Annotated in this window: 17 protein-coding genes; 1 reads left to right on the plus strand and 16 read right to left on the minus strand. The window is 42.9% G+C overall.

Annotated elements, in window-relative coordinates; all coding sequences use genetic code 11:
- The 7 genes from BLS16_RS24785 to BLS16_RS18885 form a co-directional block, all read right to left on the minus strand.
- A partial coding sequence (locus tag BLS16_RS24785) for a beta strand repeat-containing protein (RefSeq protein ID WP_176786233.1) occupies positions 1–2,547 on the minus strand: 2,547 nt, incomplete at its 3' end.
- Between the two features lie 198 nt (positions 2,548–2,745).
- Complete coding sequence (gene yaaA, locus BLS16_RS18860) at positions 2,746–3,501, minus strand: peroxide stress protein YaaA (RefSeq protein WP_092335207.1); 756 nt, start codon at positions 3,499–3,501, stop codon at positions 2,746–2,748.
- Positions 3,502–3,769: 268 nt separating this feature from the next.
- Positions 3,770–4,189 carry a hypothetical protein gene (locus tag BLS16_RS18865; protein ID WP_092335208.1) on the minus strand — a complete coding sequence of 140 codons (420 nt, stop codon included), beginning with the start codon at positions 4,187–4,189 and terminating at the stop codon, positions 3,770–3,772.
- Positions 4,190–4,229: 40 nt separating this feature from the next.
- Positions 4,230–5,342, minus strand: coding sequence for a glycosyltransferase family 4 protein (locus BLS16_RS18870; protein ID WP_092335209.1), 1,113 nt, complete (start codon positions 5,340–5,342; stop codon positions 4,230–4,232).
- Positions 5,343–5,473: 131 nt separating this feature from the next.
- The gene (locus BLS16_RS18875) at positions 5,474–5,932 is read right to left on the minus strand and encodes a hypothetical protein (protein WP_092335210.1); all 459 of its coding nucleotides are present in this window, start codon (positions 5,930–5,932) and stop codon (positions 5,474–5,476) included.
- A 44-nt stretch (positions 5,933–5,976) separates the two neighbouring features.
- On the minus strand, positions 5,977–6,690 hold the full coding sequence (locus tag BLS16_RS18880) for a glycosyltransferase family 2 protein (RefSeq protein ID WP_092335211.1): 714 nt from the start codon (positions 6,688–6,690) through the stop codon (positions 5,977–5,979).
- A 48-nt stretch (positions 6,691–6,738) separates the two neighbouring features.
- Positions 6,739–7,839, minus strand: a complete 1,101-nt coding sequence (locus BLS16_RS18885) for a glycosyltransferase family 4 protein (protein WP_092335212.1) — start codon at positions 7,837–7,839, stop codon at positions 6,739–6,741.
- 425 nt (positions 7,840–8,264) lie between these two features.
- Between BLS16_RS18885 and BLS16_RS18890 the strand changes: the two genes are divergently transcribed.
- A complete protein-coding gene (locus BLS16_RS18890) occupies positions 8,265–9,266 on the plus strand; it encodes a DUF3231 family protein (protein WP_092335213.1) in 1,002 nt (333 codons plus the stop codon).
- Positions 9,267–9,384: 118 nt separating this feature from the next.
- On the opposite strand, the gene BLS16_RS18895 is transcribed toward BLS16_RS18890, so the two are convergent.
- The 9 genes from BLS16_RS18895 to BLS16_RS18935 all read right to left on the minus strand — a co-directional run bounded on the left by BLS16_RS18895 (position 9,385) and on the right by BLS16_RS18935 (position 19,489).
- Positions 9,385–10,443 carry a metallophosphoesterase family protein gene (locus tag BLS16_RS18895; RefSeq protein WP_242876370.1) on the minus strand — a complete coding sequence of 353 codons (1,059 nt, stop codon included), beginning with the start codon at positions 10,441–10,443 and terminating at the stop codon, positions 9,385–9,387.
- 126 nt (positions 10,444–10,569) lie between these two features.
- Positions 10,570–11,718, minus strand: a complete 1,149-nt coding sequence (locus tag BLS16_RS18900; protein ID WP_092335214.1) for an aldo/keto reductase — start codon at positions 11,716–11,718, stop codon at positions 10,570–10,572.
- A gap of 207 nt (positions 11,719–11,925) precedes the next feature.
- On the minus strand, positions 11,926–13,779 hold the full coding sequence (locus tag BLS16_RS18905; RefSeq protein WP_092335215.1) for an acyltransferase family protein: 1,854 nt from the start codon (positions 13,777–13,779) through the stop codon (positions 11,926–11,928).
- A gap of 252 nt (positions 13,780–14,031) precedes the next feature.
- Positions 14,032–14,358 (minus strand): DMT family transporter, encoded by a 327-nt coding sequence (locus tag BLS16_RS18910; RefSeq protein ID WP_092335216.1) that lies wholly within the window; start codon positions 14,356–14,358, stop codon positions 14,032–14,034.
- Positions 14,358–15,077 (minus strand): TetR/AcrR family transcriptional regulator, encoded by a 720-nt coding sequence (locus BLS16_RS18915; protein WP_242876371.1) that lies wholly within the window; start codon positions 15,075–15,077, stop codon positions 14,358–14,360. The genes BLS16_RS18910 and BLS16_RS18915 overlap by 1 nt, the downstream gene beginning before the upstream one ends.
- A gap of 48 nt (positions 15,078–15,125) precedes the next feature.
- Positions 15,126–15,566: a GyrI-like domain-containing protein gene (locus BLS16_RS18920; RefSeq protein ID WP_092335217.1), complete on the minus strand. Its 441-nt coding sequence runs from the start codon at positions 15,564–15,566 to the stop codon at positions 15,126–15,128.
- A gap of 66 nt (positions 15,567–15,632) precedes the next feature.
- Entirely contained in the window at positions 15,633–16,529 is an 897-nt protein-coding gene (locus tag BLS16_RS18925) for a helix-turn-helix transcriptional regulator (protein WP_092335218.1), read from the minus strand.
- 201 nt (positions 16,530–16,730) lie between these two features.
- The gene (locus BLS16_RS18930; protein ID WP_092335219.1) at positions 16,731–17,060 is read right to left on the minus strand and encodes a PadR family transcriptional regulator; all 330 of its coding nucleotides are present in this window, start codon (positions 17,058–17,060) and stop codon (positions 16,731–16,733) included.
- Positions 17,061–17,497: 437 nt separating this feature from the next.
- Positions 17,498–19,489 (minus strand): methyl-accepting chemotaxis protein, encoded by a 1,992-nt coding sequence (locus BLS16_RS18935; RefSeq protein ID WP_092335220.1) that lies wholly within the window; start codon positions 19,487–19,489, stop codon positions 17,498–17,500.
- Positions 19,490–19,569 lie beyond the last annotated feature (80 nt).

Here is a 19,569-nt window from a genome sequence, read left to right on the forward strand (position 1 = left end):
TGTAACTCCAGTAGCACCGGTTGCGCCAACATCGCCTGTAACTCCAGTAGCACCGGTTGCGCCAACATCGCCTGTGGCTCCGGTTGCACCTGTTGATCCAACATCCCCAGTAGCTCCAGTTGTACCTGTTGATCCAACCTCGCCAGTGGCCCCAGTTGCACCAGTCGCCCCCACATCACCAGTAGCTCCAGTTGCACCGGTTGATCCAACATCGCCAGTAGCTCCAGTTGATCCGGTTGATCCAACATCGCCGGTAGCCCCTGTTGATCCAGTTGCGCCAACATCACCAGTAGCTCCAGTTGCACCGGTTGATCCAACATCGCCAGTAGCTCCAGTTGATCCGGTTGATCCAACATCGCCAGTAGCTCCAGTTGATCCGGTTGATCCAACATCGCCAGTAGCTCCAGTTGCACCTGTCGACCCGACATCACCTGTTGCTCCAGTTGATCCGGTTGATCCGACATCACCCGTGGCTCCGGTAGCACCCGTTGCGCCAACATCACCAGTGGCCCCAGTTGTACCTGTTGATCCAACATCCCCTGTGACTCCAGTTGCACCGGTTGCGCCAACCTCACCAGTAGCTCCAGTTGCACCGGTTGCGCCAACCTCACCAGTAACTCCGGTTGCACCGGTTTCGCCAACCTCACCAGTAGCCCCAGTTGCACCTGTTGATCCAACCTCACCAGTAACTCCGGTTGCACCTGTCGACCCGACATCACCTGTTGCTCCGGTTGATCCGGTTGATCCAACATCGCCAGTAGCTCCAGTTGATCCGGTTGATCCAACATCGCCAGTAGCTCCAGTTGATCCGGTTGATCCAACATCGCCAGTAGCTCCAGTTGTACCTGTTGATCCAACCTCGCCAGTGGCTCCAGTTGCACCTGTTGATCCAACATCACCTGTAGCTCCAGTTGCACCCGTTGCGCCAACATCACCAGTGGCTCCAGTTGTACCAGTCGCCCCCACATCGCCAGTAGCTCCAGTTGCACCGGTTGCGCCCACATCGCCAGTAGCTCCAGTTGATCCGGTTGATCCAACATCGCCTGTAACTCCAGTAGCACCGGTTGCGCCAACATCGCCTGTAACTCCAGTAGCACCGGTTGCGCCAACATCGCCTGTGGCTCCGGTTGCACCTGTTGCGCCCACATCGCCAGTAGCCCCCGTTGTTCCTGTTGCCCCAACATCGCCGGTAGCCCCTGTTGATCCAGTTGCGCCAACATCACCAGTAGCTCCAGTTGCACCGGTTGATCCAACATCGCCAGTAGCTCCAGTTGATCCGGTTGATCCAACATCGCCAGTGGCTCCAGTTGCACCTGTCGACCCAACATCACCAGTAGCTCCAGTTGCACCTGTTGATCCAATATCGCCAGTGGCCCCAGTTGCACCTGTCGACCCAACATCGCCTGTAACTCCCGTTGCACCGGTTGCGCCAACCTCACCAGTAGCTCCCGTTGCACCGGTTGCGCCCACATCGCCAGTAGCTCCAGTTGCACCTGTTGATCCAACATCGCCTGTAGCTCCAGTTGCACCTGTTGATCCAACATCGCCTGTAACTCCAGTAGCACCGGTTGCGCCAACATCGCCTGTAACTCCAGTAGCACCGGTTGCGCCAACATCGCCTGTGGCTCCGGTTGCACCTGTTGCGCCAACATCGCCAGTAGCCCCCGTTGTTCCTGTTGCGCCAACATCCCCTGTGGCTCCGGTTGCACCTGTTGATCCAACATCGCCTGTTGCTCCCGTTGTTCCTGTTGCCCCAACATCACCAGTGGCTCCCGTTGCACCCGTTGATCCAACATCACCAGTAGCTCCAGTTGCACCCGTTGCGCCAACATCCCCTGTGGCTCCGGTTGCACCTGTTGATCCAACATCGCCTGTTGCTCCCGTTGTTCCTGTTGCCCCAACATCACCAGTGGCTCCCGTTGCACCCGTTGATCCAACATCCCCAGTAGCTCCAGTTGCACCTGTTGATCCAACATCCCCTGTGGCTCCCGTTGTTCCAGTAGCGCCAACCTCGCCAGTAGCTCCAGTTGCACCTGTCGACCCGACATCCCCAGTAGCTCCAGTTGTTCCTGTTGATCCAACATCGCCGGTGGCCCCAGTTGAACCGGTTGCGCCAACCTCACCAGTAGCCCCAGTTGCACCTGTTGATCCAACATCGCCCGTTGCTCCAGTCGCCCCCGTCGCCCCTGATATATCTTCAGAGCCAATTTGATTTAACTCTGATGGCAACACACGATGTGGTGCCACCAGGTTTCCATCAACATCTTTACCCCATGCCGATATTTCTACTGCGTCTGAACTTGTTATAAATTGAAACTCAAATGAATTTAAATTTGCAAAATAGTTTCTATCGGTTACTTCCCCAGCTCCTAATACGAAATCTTCCTGTACATACAATGTCTTTGTTATCCCTGTCACGTAATACCCCAATATTAAAATTTCTGCTGATGTACTATCATCATTAGAAACTTTTACTGTAAATGTCACAGTTGGTCGTATACCACCAACGGGGGTATTTTCAATCAATCCGGTACTTAATTCGACCATTGAAAATTCTCCTTATATTCAGTCGCACATATTGTTTTGTTTCATATATTCTATTAAACTTGTTCAAATTTTGTTAAGTTGAAGCTGCGTAAAGTTTCGCCTTTAAGACTTGCTTGGTGTCATTCTGCACAAAAATCAACCCTCACCGTCAAAACGATAAGGGTTGATTTCAAATCTTCAAAGACTCATGTTGCATTATTAAAATTTACTTGTAACCTTCACAAAGACAAATGTATTCTTATCTGATAACTCATCCTTATACTCGAAACCAAGTCTATGAAACTTTTTGATTTCAGACAAATCATCAACGGTGTTTTCTGCCATGAAACGCACCATTTCACCGCGAGCCATTTTCACATAAACTCCTTTTTCGATAACTTTACTGCCGATCAGCTCGCCAAATTTACAGGTAACATAATTGACGTCGGCAGTTAGGTATTTCGCAACAGTTTTACTGTATTCAGCCGAAGCAAGATTCAAAATCGTTGTATCATTCTGGGTTAAGTCCAGGTAGATATCGTCTTGCCAAAAGTCATATAGATTATGACAGATGGCCGTTTTCAGCTTTGCCTGCATTTCCAAGCGGTAGGGTACAACTCCATCAAAAGGTTTCAATATCCCATAAAATCCAGATATAATCCGCAGACGATCTTCAATGTAGTCATAATAGTCGTCCTCAAATACCTGCGGTGCCATGTACTTATACTGAATGCCATCGTAGGCTAAAATGGCTGGGTTTGTGTACCCCCACAAATCCATTCTTTGATAGCGTTCATAGTTCAGCCTGGCAATCTCATCGTTGCAACAAAGCAGTTTTTTCAGTTCGTCATAGGTAAGGCTTTGGAGATATTCTTTTAACTTTTGAGTTTTATCCAGATAGACAGGGGCTTGGCGAGGCGGAAGGAAATCCCCGTCCATATTCATTTTCTTCGCTGGAGAGATTATGATTTTCAATATAGTTCATCCTTTATTATTGACCTTGGGTTATCTGGTTTGTTTTTTAAGATTTATAGACATCCATCTCGGCGTCCTCTCTGCTGCTTTATTTACAGAATATTTAGATATAATTCCAACCTTTCAGCTTATCACAATCCATTTTAGCATCATTCCTAACTAGGCTAAAGTGAAAGGAATGCAAAAACAATCCTTATGTACACCACTGATCAAATACCCGTGAAGCACAAAGAATAGGCTTTCTTCCTTTGTGCTTTCTAGGTCATAATTAGTGAGGAATTAGTGACTTAAGTTCAGAAGGTAAAACACGATGTGCAGCAACTAAATTTCCTGCCGAGTCTTTACCCCAAACAGAGATTTCAACAGCTTGCGAACTAGGTTCAAACTGAAACTTAAAAGCATCAAATTGAGCATAATAGTTGCGTGTTATCACTTCACCGGGGCTCAAATCTAATAACTCTAAAACGTACAGCACGTTGGTTGTACCGCTTAAATAATACCCCAAAACCTGGACTGTAGCTCCAACAATATCATCGTTGTCAATTTTCATGGCTATACTGGCTGTTGGCCTAACGCCCTCGACCGGTGTATTTTCAAATAAACCCGTAGTAAAGCCAAACCACGGTTTTACAACCTCGACATGAAATTTGTTATTATAATTTATTGCACATGGAGATGTGAAAGTCATAGTAAAACCTACTTTTATGAATTTAGTATTTTTTCACATATCACCTGAACACGTCTGCGATAATCTTTGCCCATCTCTCGTCCCATCTTTTTTTATTAAAACTTATGGCGATCTCCCTTCCTCTTTCGCCCATGAGCCTTCTCTTCTTAGAATCTTTTATGAGCTCTTCAATACTAGATACCAGGTTTTCGACAGAGGGTTTTATAAGATAACCATTGTAGCCATCAAGAACAAGATCAGACAATCCGCCGGCCATTCCGGCGACTACAGGCTTGCCGCAGGCCATGGATTCCAAGGCGGCGAGACTTGTTCCTTCGGTAGAACGGGAAGGAATAAGGACAATATCTGCCATCTGATAAATTTCAGGCATCATCTCAAAAGGCTTCCAGTAATAATAACAGCGTTCCTGTTTCTTTGCCCATTGGGACATCAGCATTTCTATGGTGTCATCATGACCTCTTCCACAAAAATGAAATTCGATTGCGGGATATTTCTCCGTTAATATCTCGGCGGCCCGCATTGTTTCATTGATTCCACGTACAGGAACCATCCGGCGGGGAAAGAGAATACGTATTTTATCCTTTGTCAAATCCTCTTCATGAGGGCAGAAGAGATCGGTATCCACATAATTGGGAATATACTCCCACTTATTATAAAAACTCGGTAAGGTAGCATTAAAATAATTGATGGTGTTGGTGTCTACAGACACAAGTTTTTGCGGTCCGGCCAGTGAAATTCCCATTCGCCTTAACCATTCTTGCTTAATTTCCTGTTTTCCGGTGGTTGTGTCAAATCCAGGCCAATCCCAATACACACCATGACTTATGCCAATACTTTTTTCGTGAACTAATGGATAGGCCAAGGATAGAATAAAATATACCGAGTAATCAAAAGCCATAGCGTTTTCATAAAAGGCCATATTCAGTTCAGGAAATGTATGATATTCAGTCTTATTAGCAGGAACCCCATGTATTTTTATACCATCAAATTCTTTTGTCCAGTTGTCTCCCATTTGCCATACTTCTACATTGAAACCCATATCCCGTAGTAGGCGGCAAAAGTCCACCTGGTAGCGTTCTGCTCCTCCTGTAATAATTCGCTCACTCTTGGGATGAAAGAAATTTGTTGTTAGTAGAGCTACTTTTTTCGCCATTTTTTTTGAACTCACCTCTATTACATTTTAACGGCAATCTGTTTTCCGGGTGTTAAAACCGGCTGAGCTCAGCCAGTTTTACACCTAAAAAACCTAACTTTCCCACCTATAATACCATTTGCCAAAAATTATTAACTTATTGGCGAAGCCTGAGAAACAAATACCAGGTCTACGCTGAGGTCAAGACCCTCGACAATATTACTACTGGTAGATGGTAAACTAACAACAAATGTCAATAGTTCCTCGTCAGTGGTTGCTAAAATTCGGCCGCCAGTCGGTTGCTCAATGAGCCCGGAAACTGGTCCATTATAAAGTTCAGTAGCTCCTTGAGCAATGCCAATATTTAAACGGTCGGCTAAAATTTGGGCTTGAACCGCACTGGTGGTACCATCAGCTTGCCAATCAGCAAAAATGAAATAGAAAGCATCTACATCCCCGGAGTTGGTAACTGAGAGCTGAGGCGAGCCCAAGGATTCCCCGGGAACAAGTGCTGCAGGGGAAAACAAAGCAGTTGCGGGACTCAAAGTTAAAGCTACATCGGCTGTTCCGGCAGTGCTACCGCTATTGGTACTGGTTATTGTAAAAGCCATTTTTAAACTCCTTTTCTCTAATTGATCTACAATAGGATATGAATCTAAATAGACAAGTGTTCCCGCCATTTCGAAGTTTCTATTTTTTCCGATGGCCAAAGAATGCTTTCGTAGTGTTCATGTCCCATATATTTATTGGCGGGGTCCTGACGGATAGCCCGTTCGTACTTAGCTGTTATATTTGCCGGATTTGCCCAACCCAAGTGTTTGATTCGAATTGCGCTTTCATAATGAATCAATTGTCTGTAAGCTAGAGGGAGACGTCCGCAGTGAAATTTTAAGGATGGCCAAGCAGATTCTAATTCAGGCTGATACTTAACTAAATAGGTGGAAAAACCGCGCAGCCAGGGATTCCATAGGCCGTCGACCCGGAAAAAGTCCTCACTCCCCCAACAATCAAAAAGGCGAAACCCAATGGCCTTAAAATTCCTTTGCCTTAATAAATAAGGAATTTCCTTCAAAGAGCTTTCTTCCAGAAACTCGTCAGCGTCAATTGCCAAAATCCATTCGGGTTTATTTTCCAGCGTATAATGCCATAATTCCCGGCGCAGCTTAGCCTCATCGGTTAAAAACATGGAGCGTGGTTGACGATAGAGCTTAACCCGAGGGTAACTAAGACATAACTCGGGAGTATCGTCCTCGGAGGCGTCATCCGTGATGATGATATTGTCGACGAAAGTCAGCAAAGATTCCAAACAGCGCCCTAAATAGCGATCCGCTTCATTACGGACAATTATCATAGCTGTAAGTTTAGGCATATATCTTTCACCTGCTTTTGATCCAATCTAGTAGTTGAACAAGTTCACTTAGGATAAAGGATAAATCCTCTTAATACATTGTCGCCAGCGAGCTTCCCACACCCGGCGGCTAAAAGCCTGGGAAGTGGTATAGGCGTATTCTCCGAAACGAGTGCAAACTGACGGATTCTCTATCAGGTAAAGAAGGGACTGATACAGACTTTCTTTTGACGGATGTATAAGGAGTCCGTTATAACCGTTGATAATGAGATTGGTGAGACCACCAACATCAGTGGCGATTACCGCTTTGCCCATGGCCATGGCTTCCAGACAGGAAAAGCTTGTTCCTTCCGAATAAATACTGGGAATAACAACAATATCTGCCTCGGCATAAACCTCCGGCATGGACTGATAATCGGGATGGCAATAGAGGATACGTTCCTTGCTCGTCAGATTTTCTCTCCACTGATGAAAAATTTCGAGGTATTCAGGCTTATTAGTGTCGATGGCAAACTCAAATTCCACTTGAGGGAACCTACATAATAACGGTGGAATAACTTCTTTCAAAATCCCGAAGCCCCGTTCAGGAGACAACCTTCGCGGGTAAAGAATGCGGACATGGTCAGTATTCTTTGGCTTTCGCGGATAGTAATACTTGGAATCGGCAAAGTTGGGAATCACCCGTATTTTTTGATCAGCCAAGTGGGGATATATGGCTCGAGTTACATTAAGAAAATTATAATCACAGGAGATGATTAAACCAGCTTGTTCCAAGGCCTTGGCTACATGATTTTCATAATATTTTTGGGCTTGCACGGGGGAAGAGCCGGGCAATTCCCACCAAACTCCATGGGAAATACATATAGACTGAGGCCTATAAGAGGTTTGTTGAACAATGGAAGAATATAAGACTCTCCCCTTGGTTGCCTTTTCCATTCGTCCTATTGTTTTATGAAGTTCACGGGAGTCAGCTTGATATCCGTAAACCGGCCAATCCAAACTGTTATTGCTGAAATCATGATGGGCAAACTGGTGGAATGAGAGGTCATAACCCATTTCTGTCATGATTTCTGCCAAGGCAATCATGTATCTTTCCAAACCGCCGATGATTTGCTTCTCTCCGTCCCAGTTAATAAGGTTGGGAATGAAGATTGCTAGTTTATTATCCATAGGGATTATCACACGCTTTCGCTAGAATATAATGGGCAACACAAAACAACTCATACCCTTCAAGGTTGATTGGTTGATAGAAGGCATATAAGGTCATATCAATATATACTTTCGAGATAAGAATCGTGCTGGTTTTTATACTTTTCCTATATCACCTTTCATATCCGTCTCATTAGGTTTCGGTTTGGCAGTTTATTCCTTATCAATCGCTTGAGCATGGCTCTTCGCAAAAGCTTTCTCTGAAATTTGCGTACCCCAATTTGCCAGAGTGTGCTTAAAATGTTAAAGCTTTCTGTTTCACAGCCGGACTTGTCAGTAGTATTTCAATATCACGATAAATAGTCTTGTTGAAACCTCAAATCTCTGAATAGCTCCAGAAGCAATGGCACATATTATTTAAAAATCTGTCTATTTGGAGGAAACCTATGAAAGAACATCACATAAACTTAACAACTCCTGAGATTGCAGGTTTATGGAAAACATACATGCAAAATACTTCTAATTTATGTGTTTTTAAGCATTTTGAGCCCTATATTCAGGACTCCGAAATCAAGCCTTTAGTTATTGAACAAATAAACCTTTTGCAAAAATTCACGGCTAAAGTTAAAGAGATATTCTCAGACGAAAATTTCCCTATACCACTAGGTTTTTCTGATGAAGATATAAATTTATCTGCCCCTGCCCTCTATTCAGACTTATATGGACTTAGCTATGTCTACAGATTTAACCAAATAGTTTTTAGTGATTATGCTGTGACAATAACCAAAGTAGCCAGGGCAGATGTTGTTGAATTTTTTTATGAATGCTTAAATTTGAGTGGTGCCTTATTTAAAAAAGCATTAAACCTTATGTTGTCTAAAGGAATTTATGATAGACCCCCTAAAATGCCTTATCCTCACCAAGTAGAATTTATTAAAAAAAGAGATTCTCTTATCGAAACCTGGTTTGGCGAGCATAGACCTCTCAATGCTATGGAATTAGGCGAAATATTTTACATCATTGAGAGAAATTATATTGGTATGCTTATGTTAATGGGTTTTATTCAAGTAATGCAAGACCGAGAAATTAAAGATTATCTTCTGAAAGGAAAAGATCTGGCTGAAAAACAGATTGATATCTTTAATAAAATTCTCAAAGATGAAGAACATCTGGGTAATATGCCGGTAAGTATGGAAGTAACTGATTCAACCGTCTCACCTTTTTCAGATAAGTTGATTATGTTTCTGGTTTCAACATCCGTTACGGCAGGAATCTATTTATGCGCTTATGCCATGTCTCTCTCTATTAGAAAAGATTTAGCTTTTCATTATGCAGCTTTGATGGTGGAAATATCCCGATATGGTGAGGAAGGCATGAAGCTCATGATTGAACGAGGCTGGATGGAACAGCCGCCGGAGTCCTTTGATAGGGCAGCTCTCCAGCATTAGAATAAACAGAGCAAGTGAACACATTTAACAAAAAGGCAGAAGAACGAATACCTACTTCTATTCGTTCTTCTGCCTTTTTGCCTGATGAGAGAAAGAGACATATTTATGGCCGCTGTGGTTACTTAGAAAAGTCCAGTTGATACTGAGCCTCTGGTAGCCATTCATGTTTGAGAAAGTCACGTCCCTTTACATTAACCACACCATCTTTAACAGCAACAACTAAGCCCTGACTGGCCTCTGGGGCTTGGCGTACTCTACTCGCAGAAGCATCATTGAACATTGTAAAGGTGTCATAAACAACAGAATCAGGTGAACCTAACTTAATGTGTAAATGACCGACGAAGAGGACGACATTGGGAACCGATTGAAGGATTTCCGCTAGTTCTTTCTGTTGAACCACTAAATTGTACTTTCTTTGGGCTTTACTATTAGAGGAAAATATGGGTTGGTGTAAAAAGACAAACACAGGTTTTCCCGGTGTAAGGTTTTCTGAGATTTTTGATTTCAACCATGTTAATTGGGTTTCCGAAAGATAGGCAGCATCACCTATAGTTAGATCAGACATTCTCGACTTTTCGGAGCCAAGAAATATGAAATGAAAACCATTAATATAGTGATCAGTATATACCTGACTTCTCCCGGCAAAGTCTAAAAAGCGCTGTATTGCCAGTGGATCTGTATCTTGATTTGGGAAAGTATCGGAATTCCATGCATTACTGTTTGGATCATGATAGGCTTTGTAGAATTCGTGATTTCCAATGGTCGGCACTATCGGAGTTGTCTTACCTGTATTCGTCCGGACAGACCGAAGTATTTGGCTAAGAGTCAGATAGTCTTCAGGTGTACCGTCGCCAAGATCACCATTTAATACTACTAAATCCAGAGGCGGTTGTTGATTTACAAAAAGATCTTCCAAGGCTGTTCTGAACTTCATTGGAGCGGTTTCGCTGGAGAGAATATGAATATCACTAATAACCGCAAAGCTTACATTATTTTGACTGGATTTCAGTGCCTCGGTTGTTTCGGAAGCTGATGATAAAGCAAGTCCCAGTAAGGGGATTGCTTCTTTTGGATCGGCAGATGTATTAGCAGACTGAAGCCTCTCCTCAGGAGTAGTAACTGAGTTAAATTCAATTTTTAGACTTAGTGATAAGACAGCCAGCAAAAACAAACCCATAATCAATAACTTTTTAGCTTTAATGAGTATCCCTCGCTTCTGATGTGATGTCTATAGTGTTGCCATCATTGCCTCAGAACAAATCTCCCCACATTAGTGTCACTTGCTGTATTCTTCCCCCCTGTTTTATTTTTCTTTTCTGGCAGGAAACTGAGGAGTCACATCAAAGGTTGCTGAAACATCTTTTAAATGCTCTGTTATCTTTAAATGCTGAGGGCAGGCTTGTTCACATTGTTTACAGTCTATACAGTCACTTGCCTTACCATGATTTGCCGCCAGGTTCAAATAATAGACAAACTGACTGGAAAAGCCATCAGTCATAGCACGTTTTGTACTGTTATATAAGGCAAAGTAGTCTGGTATAGGTATCTTTTTCGGGCAGCCCTTTTCGCAATATCTGCAGATTGTACAGGGAATTGCCGTATTCTCATTGATAATTTCGCTGACCTGATTGATAATCTTGTACTCCTCTGCATTCAGAGGTTTGAAGTCTGCCATAGAGGACGTATTGTCAAGCACCTGTTCTAAGGTATTCATGCCACTCAGAACCATGCTTACTCCTTCTTGACTGGCGGCAAATCGTATTGCCCAGGATGGAATGGATGCTTTCGGATCATATTCTTTCATTATTATTTCTGCTTTTTCCGGAACTAATGCCAGAGAGCCTCCTTTACAGGGTTCCATGACAATAATTGGTTGGTTATGTTTTCTGGCTATCTCATAGCACCTTCTGGACTGAATGCTTGGATTTTCCCAGTCAATATAATTTATCTGTAACTGAACGAAATCCAATTCCGGATGAGCTGTTAAAATCTCATCCAGTAATTCCGGTGAATCGTGGAATGACATACCAAAGCTCTTGATTTTACCTTCTTTCTTTTTATTAATTCCAAAACTAAAACTGTCAAGTTCACAAGCCTTCTTGTATGATATAACACCAATATTGTGGAGCAGATAATAATCGAAATACTCCACTCCGCAATTTTCAAGCTGTTCATTAAAGACTGTTTCTTGATCTGCCACAGTTTTGACATCTCTCATAGGAAGCTTTGTCGCAAGTGCAAAACTATCCCTGTGATGTCTTTTTACGAGAGCTTCTCTCATTACTTTTTCACTCAGATAGCCATGATAGACATAAGCAGTATCAAAATAAGTAAATCCTCTCTCTATAAAGGTATCTACCAGTTTATTTAACGTTTCCTTATCAAAGGATGTCTGGTCATCTTTATCCAGAAGCGGTAACCTCATACATCCAAAACCTAATTTTTTGTCCATGGTATTCTCCTTCATGCTGACTAATTCATTATGGTTTAGAAGCCCAAATTTTTCGGCTTTTAATTTAATACTATAACACTTAGAGCTAACTCCATGTCAAGAGTTGATATATCTGCACCATCGCATTCCCGAAATTTAGTCTGAGGATATTTCCTGGTTTGAAAACAATTTCTTCTACGAGAAGAAAATGTAGCGAAATAGTCTTAACTATTCTCCATCCATTTGATCAGAAATTAATGCTTCGAGTACTATCTCCCCGTAGGCTTGCACACCCGACTGGGTCAGGTGAACACCATCCGGATAAAAATATTCTTCATGGCCACTACTGAGCAAATGCCAATCAATCAGTTTGATATTTGGGTAGGACTCCGCTACCTTTGTCAGGGTCTCATTTACTTCTCTTTCCCAGGGCTTCGGAACCCGGGTATTCACCAGCAAGATTTCCTCGGCTCTTTCCAGGGAGTCCAAGGTTTTCCTTAACTGTTTATCCGTAAAGGAACCGTTTGTTCCTAGTTCAAGCATTACAATTTTTCCGAGCTTATCCTCTTCTTCAAGCCTGGAAATGAGATCCGGAGCCTGATACATCTGCCTGCCCAGTTGGGCGTCGATTACAATACCGGGTAAACGTTTTTGCAAAACAGGCTCTACATTGATCATTAAGGAATCTCCAATGATCGTAATTTCATCCCCCTGGATATCTGTTTTTTTATCCGTTGCCTTAGACCCCTGGGTGGCAGCAATCTCTTCCTGGTCAGCTGTTTGAGCTGGATTTTGCGACACCTGGCTCTTCGCCAAAGCTTTTTCTGAAATATGCATGCCTCCATTGAGGGTTACAAACAGTAATAAAAACATCAGCAATATACTCAATGAAATTTTGGTAATGGGGGCCAATGGCCTTTGCCACCATTTAAGGTTCGACCTCCGACTCCGCTGGTATTTCCTTCGTCCGTACCGGATCGGTTCCTCGATTAAGTAGCGAGACAGAGCAGCCAGGATAATGCTCACCCCAATTTGCCAGAGTGTGCGGGAAAGATTCAAGCCTTCTGTATTCACACCCGGATTCGTCAGAATGATGACCGGGTAATGCCATAAGTAAATTCCATAAGAACATTCTCCTAACCAGCGCAAAGGTCCCCAGCCGAATATTCTGCCCAAATAGCTGGCCGGGTGAGCCAGAGTTGCCACCAAACCTGCCGTTGCGACGGAGTAAAGCAAGAGTCCACCCTGATAGAGAGAGGGCTGGTATTGGTCTGTTGTTCCGATCATCAATAGTACGACCAATAACCCCAAGCTTCCCGCCAAATCCAGGGCCAGTCTCTTTTTGCCGGTCAGACCTGCGTTCATTTTCCAGCTGGGCCATACCATGGCAAGTGCTGCCCCGATAAGCAAAGCAAAAGCACGGGTATCTGTTCCATAGTATACTCTGCTGGGGTCATGGCCCGGTATGTAAATCAGCGCCATCGCCGCAGCGGAAGTCAAGGCGACAGCCATTGTTCCCCCGATAATCCATTTTCGCTGCAGGCAACAACGTAACCCTATTGCTAAAAGAAGGGGCCAGAAAAGATAAAACTGTTCTTCTACCGCCAAAGACCAGAGGTGTCCCAAGGGAGACGGCGGACCAAAGCTTTCAAAATAGGATACCTGATGGAAGATCAGATACCAGTTGCTGGTATAAAACAGCGCTGCCAACGCTTCCTGCTTCAAGGCTGCCAGGCGCTCGGGAGCCCAAAGCAGAACCCAGGACATCACGCCTGCCAGCATCACAAAAAGAGCCGGCAGCAGCCTACGGGCCCGGCGCAGCCAGAAATCTTTCAAGTCAATCCCTCCGGATAGCTCCCATTGCTTCAAAAGAATACCAGTGATCAAATATCCGGATAACACAAAGAACAGATTTACCCCTAAGAGCCCTCCCGGTATCCAAGTCAAATTGAGATGGTAAGCAATGACGGCAAACACCGCCAAAGCCCTTAGTCCGTCTAAACCCGGCATGTAGCCGATGGACTTCTTCTGTAACCCCCTTGGATGTAAATTCACTTGATTTGTCTTCTTGCTGCAATTCATGTTCTTATCTTCACTCTCCAAATTATGCCAGGCTTTAGATTTTTCCCATCATAGCCATTTCTCCTTTTCACAATACCAAGTTTAAAGTTCAAGTGCTTTACAAAAAGCTTAAATTATATTACGAAAAAGTTACAAATATCGAAAAAATGCAGATTTTGTAGCATAAAGAAATAAGAGCGCTTTAAACGCTCTTATTTAACCTAATTATCTGATTGTTTAGGCCTCCAGTTGTAGCAGCTGTCCCCGTCACAATTAATGTGCCGTACCCTTTAAATTAAGTAATGCAACGCCGATAATGATTAATACTATACCCAGGCCGTTATATAGATTAAGTTGTTCTTTCCAATATAAAATCCCTATCACCGCCGTTAGCGCCGTTCCTACTCCTGCCCAGATTGCGTAAGCTATGCTCAAAGGAATGGTCAGTAGAGCTAGTCCCATTGAATAAAATGATATACCATAGCCACCTATAAATAGAAGACTTGGTATGAGTTTTGAGAAACCTTCTGACGCTTTCATCATTGATGTTGACACTAATTCAAAGACAATCGCTATGACTAAAAGAACGTAACCGTTCATTATTTTTCCTCCTCAGTTAACGAAAGTAAGTAGTTTAAAACTTGATCACGTACATCTTCATTTAGGTTTAATCCGTATAACTGATTGAAGTACATCCCGTCAACGGCAAGTCTGATGACTGTTGAAACGATAGGGTTAATCTGGTCATTTTCAATATGATTTTGAAGTACTTTTAAATCCCTGGCCATGGACTTAACAAGATCTGGGCTTGTTGCAATCGCCGATAAGAAAGCGAGATTCATTTCAAATTCACTATCTAATAAGTTAAATGTAAGATTTGTGTAAGCCCTGGTCCACTTCCCGTTATGACGAGGATCGTCCTTAGTAATACGCTCCAAGTCATCAAAAAAATTGTGCATTATAAAGTCATTCATGCCTTTCATTAAGTCGTCCTTAGTGGCGAAGTGATAGAATAATCCACCTTTACTTATCTTCGCCTCTTTGGCAACTGCTTCTAATGTTAAAGCAAGTACACCTTTGGTATTAATAATCTGAGCGGCAGCCCTTAGTATTTTCTGCCTAGTGTCATTTTTAGTTGTTTTAGTTATATTCTCCATAGACGCCTCCAGTTTGTATGTTCCATGATGATACACCGGCCAGCCGGTATAGTCAAGTGGATGTAAAAAAACAGCTCTGAATTTTCCTTCAGAGCTGTTTTCCTCCTGTTCCCTAATTTCTGCCCAATACACGCCTGCTTGTCTTTCAAACAAAATCCCCATAAACTTAACCTTAAATTTTCTATTAATTTCTCAAGATCGTCTGTTTAATTATTTTAAAGCAATGTAAATATCAATGTCTGCATTCTCCCAATCACTGTTAAGATATTCCTCAAAATCTCCGGTAAAGCTTCTGTTTAAGTCCATTTTCCAGATTTGACCCCAAGCCTCGGCAACTGCTTTTTCCATATGCCCGTGTACCGAGAACTTCGCATACCTTCCTGCAGGAATTATTTTCACAGTCAGTTCATCATTCTCTGCTTTGGAAACCTCATTACCGGCAGTAACGCAGTATTGGTCATCTGAATAATCCGAATAAAGCCCGATGGCATACTCGTTAAGCTTATTTTTGATTGCAGCATTTACACCACCTTGATATAACTTTTCCCAAAGTCCACCGATAACTGCACCCATTTTAGGATCAGTATTGCCGGTAATTGCGCTAACACCAACAATTGTCTTTTGCTCTAAATTAACGATTTCATAATTCATGATAATAACCTCTCTCTCTTTGATAAGGCTATTATACTTTGTCAAATACGACAGCTGTATGTCATATCAAAGATAATGTTTCAAGGTGTTCTGCAGTTCTGCTTGGACATCATTTCTTACGTCCTGCGGTTCCAGAACTTCACAATGCCTACCAAAAGTTGTGATGTAGTAAACTATCCATTTACCTTTTGGATAGTTAATTTCTGCAATAAAGCTTCCGTCCTCTTGTTGATCATAACTTTCGAATTCATCATATACCCTATAAGCAACCTCCGCAGATAACTTTAGTTTTAGTTTAATATACGCTTCTTTAAACACATTCTCGTTAGAAAGAATTTGACTGGGGGATTTCCTCTGAAAATTTTGCTCTGATAGACAAAGCTCCCTGATTCGCCTTAACTTAAAAAAACGGAAATCACATCGGGACTTACAATATCCATATAAATACCATGCCCCACTTTTAAAGCAAAGTTTCAATGGCTCTACTTCACGTGCTGTCTGCTGTCCTTTGGCACTGGCATAGGCAAAAGAAACGATTCTCTTGCCTAGTATTGCAGATTTAATTGTATTGAATGTTACAGTTTCGTTCTGTGGATTAGCCCAAGATGAAAAATCCACTTCAATCCAATCTGGGTTTGAATCACCAAACAAGCTGCTGAGCTTTTTAAGTGCGGTATCTGTTTTGCTGAGATTAACAGCATTTACAGCTTTTAACGAAGATAAAATATCTTCTCTTTCTTCATCAGTTATAACAGCTTTATTCAGCACAAAATCAGGCAGCAGTGAAATACCACCGCCCTTACCTTTGCTCATATAAACAGGAATTCCTGCAGAAGACAGCGTTTCAATATCCCGATAAATAGTTCTTGTTGAAACTTCAAATCTCTCTGCCAGCGCCTTAGCCGTAGCGGCTTTTTTATCAAGCAGGATATAGAGAATTTCAAACAATCGGTTGATTTGCATTTAATCACCCTATTTCAATATACTAATGTAATATGACACTATCAAATCATATAAGCCGCCTTTATATAAAAGTGAAGTCGATACGATGAATGAAGTAATAATTTAGCACCAGAGTTAGCGATTAAATTTTTACAAATTGTTGGCATGTCGGTCTCCCAACTTTTTTATCAACACAGCGCAGTTTCTCTAATTGATTAGCCATTACTTTACCTCCAAACTTAAAATCTTAGTTACCGCTACAGAAATACTCTGCCAGTAGGCTTCGAAAGAATTCAATGCTTCTTTGCCGCTTTTGGTTATGAAATAATATTTTCTGCTTGGTCCTAAGGGAGATGGCTTAAACTCCCCGTAGATAAGATCTTTTTTTTCCAGCCTTACAAGCAATGGATAAATTGTACCTTCACGTATGTCAGTAAAACCATAGCCTGTTAGTTTTAACATGATTTCATAACCGTAGGTTACCTCTAAACTAATAATCTTTAAGATACAGCCTTCTAAGGTTCCGCGCATCAGCTGCGATTTATCAAACATAACTCCTCCTGCTTTCTAAGTTCGGTCTACATTGCGTTACATAGTAGATAGACTATATTGTAGTGCATGGTAGAAGTGGTGTCAAGATTGACTCTTGAAATCATCATGACCAACCGGCCCTTCCTTATATGATTTTATGCTTGCCACTTGGAGCAAATAAAAATGACAGGCGAACCTGTCAAAAGGGAATATAAAAACCAGAACCCGTTGGAAACAGTGACGGTCATCCCCCTAATAGTCACTGCTGGCGCTTCAGTTACCAGAACCATAATTAGTTACGACATCTTCTAGAAATAAAAGGCCGGTTTTCCTTTGAGGAAACCGGCCTTTTGTTTATTTAATACTTACACTATTTTTTTGCCAAGATTATTACAGCTTTGTAATCCCTTGTTTTAACAGTGGCATAGGAGTTACTCATTTGATTTACATTCTCATAGCTAAACGACAAATTTCTTCACCATATTTTGAAGATCTTTCGCCGCCTCATTCATCTGTCGGGCACTAAGGGCCATTTCTTCCATCGAGGAGGTTTGCTCTTGGGTAGCAGCAGAAGCCTCTTGAGTGGAAGCAGCGCTCTCTTCCGCTACTTCAGCAATGCTGTTCATGGTCTGTACCATGTTTTTGACTTCCCGGCCAAGCCCCAGCGCAGCGAAGGAGATGCTGCCGGTTTCCGTCATAACTTTCTCGACGGCACCTTGGATAGCGCGCAGGGAATCTTGTGTTTCATTGACTGCTGATTCCTGAGCGCTCACGGCTTCGCTTGCCAGCAGTACCTCCTCCTCGGTTTCAAAGATCTCTTTCAAGATTTCCTGGATCAGACCGGCAATTTCCCGGGTAGCAGCCGTAGACTTTTCCGCCAGTTTACGTACTTCTTCGGCAACGACTGAGAACCCTTTTCCGTGCTCCCCTGCCCTGGCAGCTTCAATAGCCGCATTCAAGGCCAATAGATTGGTTTGAGCGGCAATGGCATTGATAACATTGACGATCTGTCCGATCTCATCCGATTTATTGGCTAAAGCATTAATTTTATTGACTACCACCGTGGAGGCTTTTTTGTTTTTTTCCATGGCGTCAAATTGGGTAGCAATGGCCTGGAATCCTGTTTCCATTGTTTTATGGGTTTCCCCGCTAACCTTAACCAGTTGGCCCGTACTATTTTTGATCGCTATGATTGCCTTATTGATTGCTTCAATCATAGCTGTTCCTTGTTTTACGGACAAAGCCTGGCTATTGGCACCTTCGGCCAAACGAGAGATGGTTAGGGCAATCTCTTCAGCAGCCTTACTGGTTTGTTCAGCATTGGCTGCCATGTGCTCTGAAAAAACGCTTACTTGCCCTGTCGAGCCGCCAATACTCTTAACCAAGACCTGTATTTGTTCTACAAACAGGTTAAAGTATTTCCCCAATTCACTAAGTTCATCTTGGGATTGCTCCTCAACTCTTATGGTAAGATCTCCTTTTCCTTCGGCTGCCCCTTTCAGAATAGCCAGTAACCCACTCAGGGGCTTGATGACCAACCTTCGGACAATCAAAGCCATGGCAAGAACAAGGAAAACAGCTAAGACTACAGAAGTCAGCCCTATTCGTTTGGTTGTTTCCCCAATCAAGCTCTTGATCAGTCCGTTATCATCTCCGATGAACATCATCCCGACAATTTTATTGTCTACATCAATAATGGGTGAGTAAACAGAGCTGTATTCGCTGCCCCTAATCTCGGATTGGCCATAATATATTTGTCCTTTCGTTAACACCTCCTCGCTTATTTGCTGGTTTTCCAGTTTAGTTCCGATAATCCGCTCCCCTTTTTCATCCAGAAATGTAGTCATTATCCTCTCATCGCCACTGAAAACCGTGATTTCCGAATCAAACACTTTCTTGAACCTGTCGACAAAGGCTTCGCTGCCCAGTACATAGCCTGTGGAAATAGCTCCGATAATATCACCGTTGGCATTTCTCAGAGGACAACCCGCCCGGATAGAAAGCCCAACTTCTTTTCCTTCTTCGATGCCAACACTTTTTTCACCCCGAAGGGCCTTCAGAATATTCATTTGCCCGGCAATACTGTCCCCTAATTTCTCCGGTTCATGAGTCCTGACAAAAACCTTGCCTTCTAAATTCGTAATCAGAAAATAGTCCAGTTCAAAAGACTCCATTGCCAATTTTCCGAGTTCAATAGCCGTCTGGCGGTCGTCCGCCTGATAGGCTTGGGACAGCTGGGCGGAACTTTCCAACCAACCTGCTGCATTCAAGGCCTTTGCTTTCATATTGTCTGTTTCCGACTGTAGTACATCTGCTTTTTTGTTTAAATTCTCCTGATAAAACTCGGAAAGGTTTTCCTTGATACTCCCATGAATGCTGTATCCCAAAAGAAAAACTGCGGCGGCCATTACGAGAACAACGGGGATAAAGATTTTTTTACTTAAATTCATGTCACGACTCCTTATCTGCATTCCAATACATCAAAAATTGTCAACTATAGAAATGCTGTCTGTGTTGAATACTGTCCATG

The organism is Desulfosporosinus hippei DSM 8344, from assembly GCF_900100785.1.
Lineage (GTDB): Bacteria > Bacillota > Desulfitobacteriia > Desulfitobacteriales > Desulfitobacteriaceae > Desulfosporosinus > Desulfosporosinus hippei.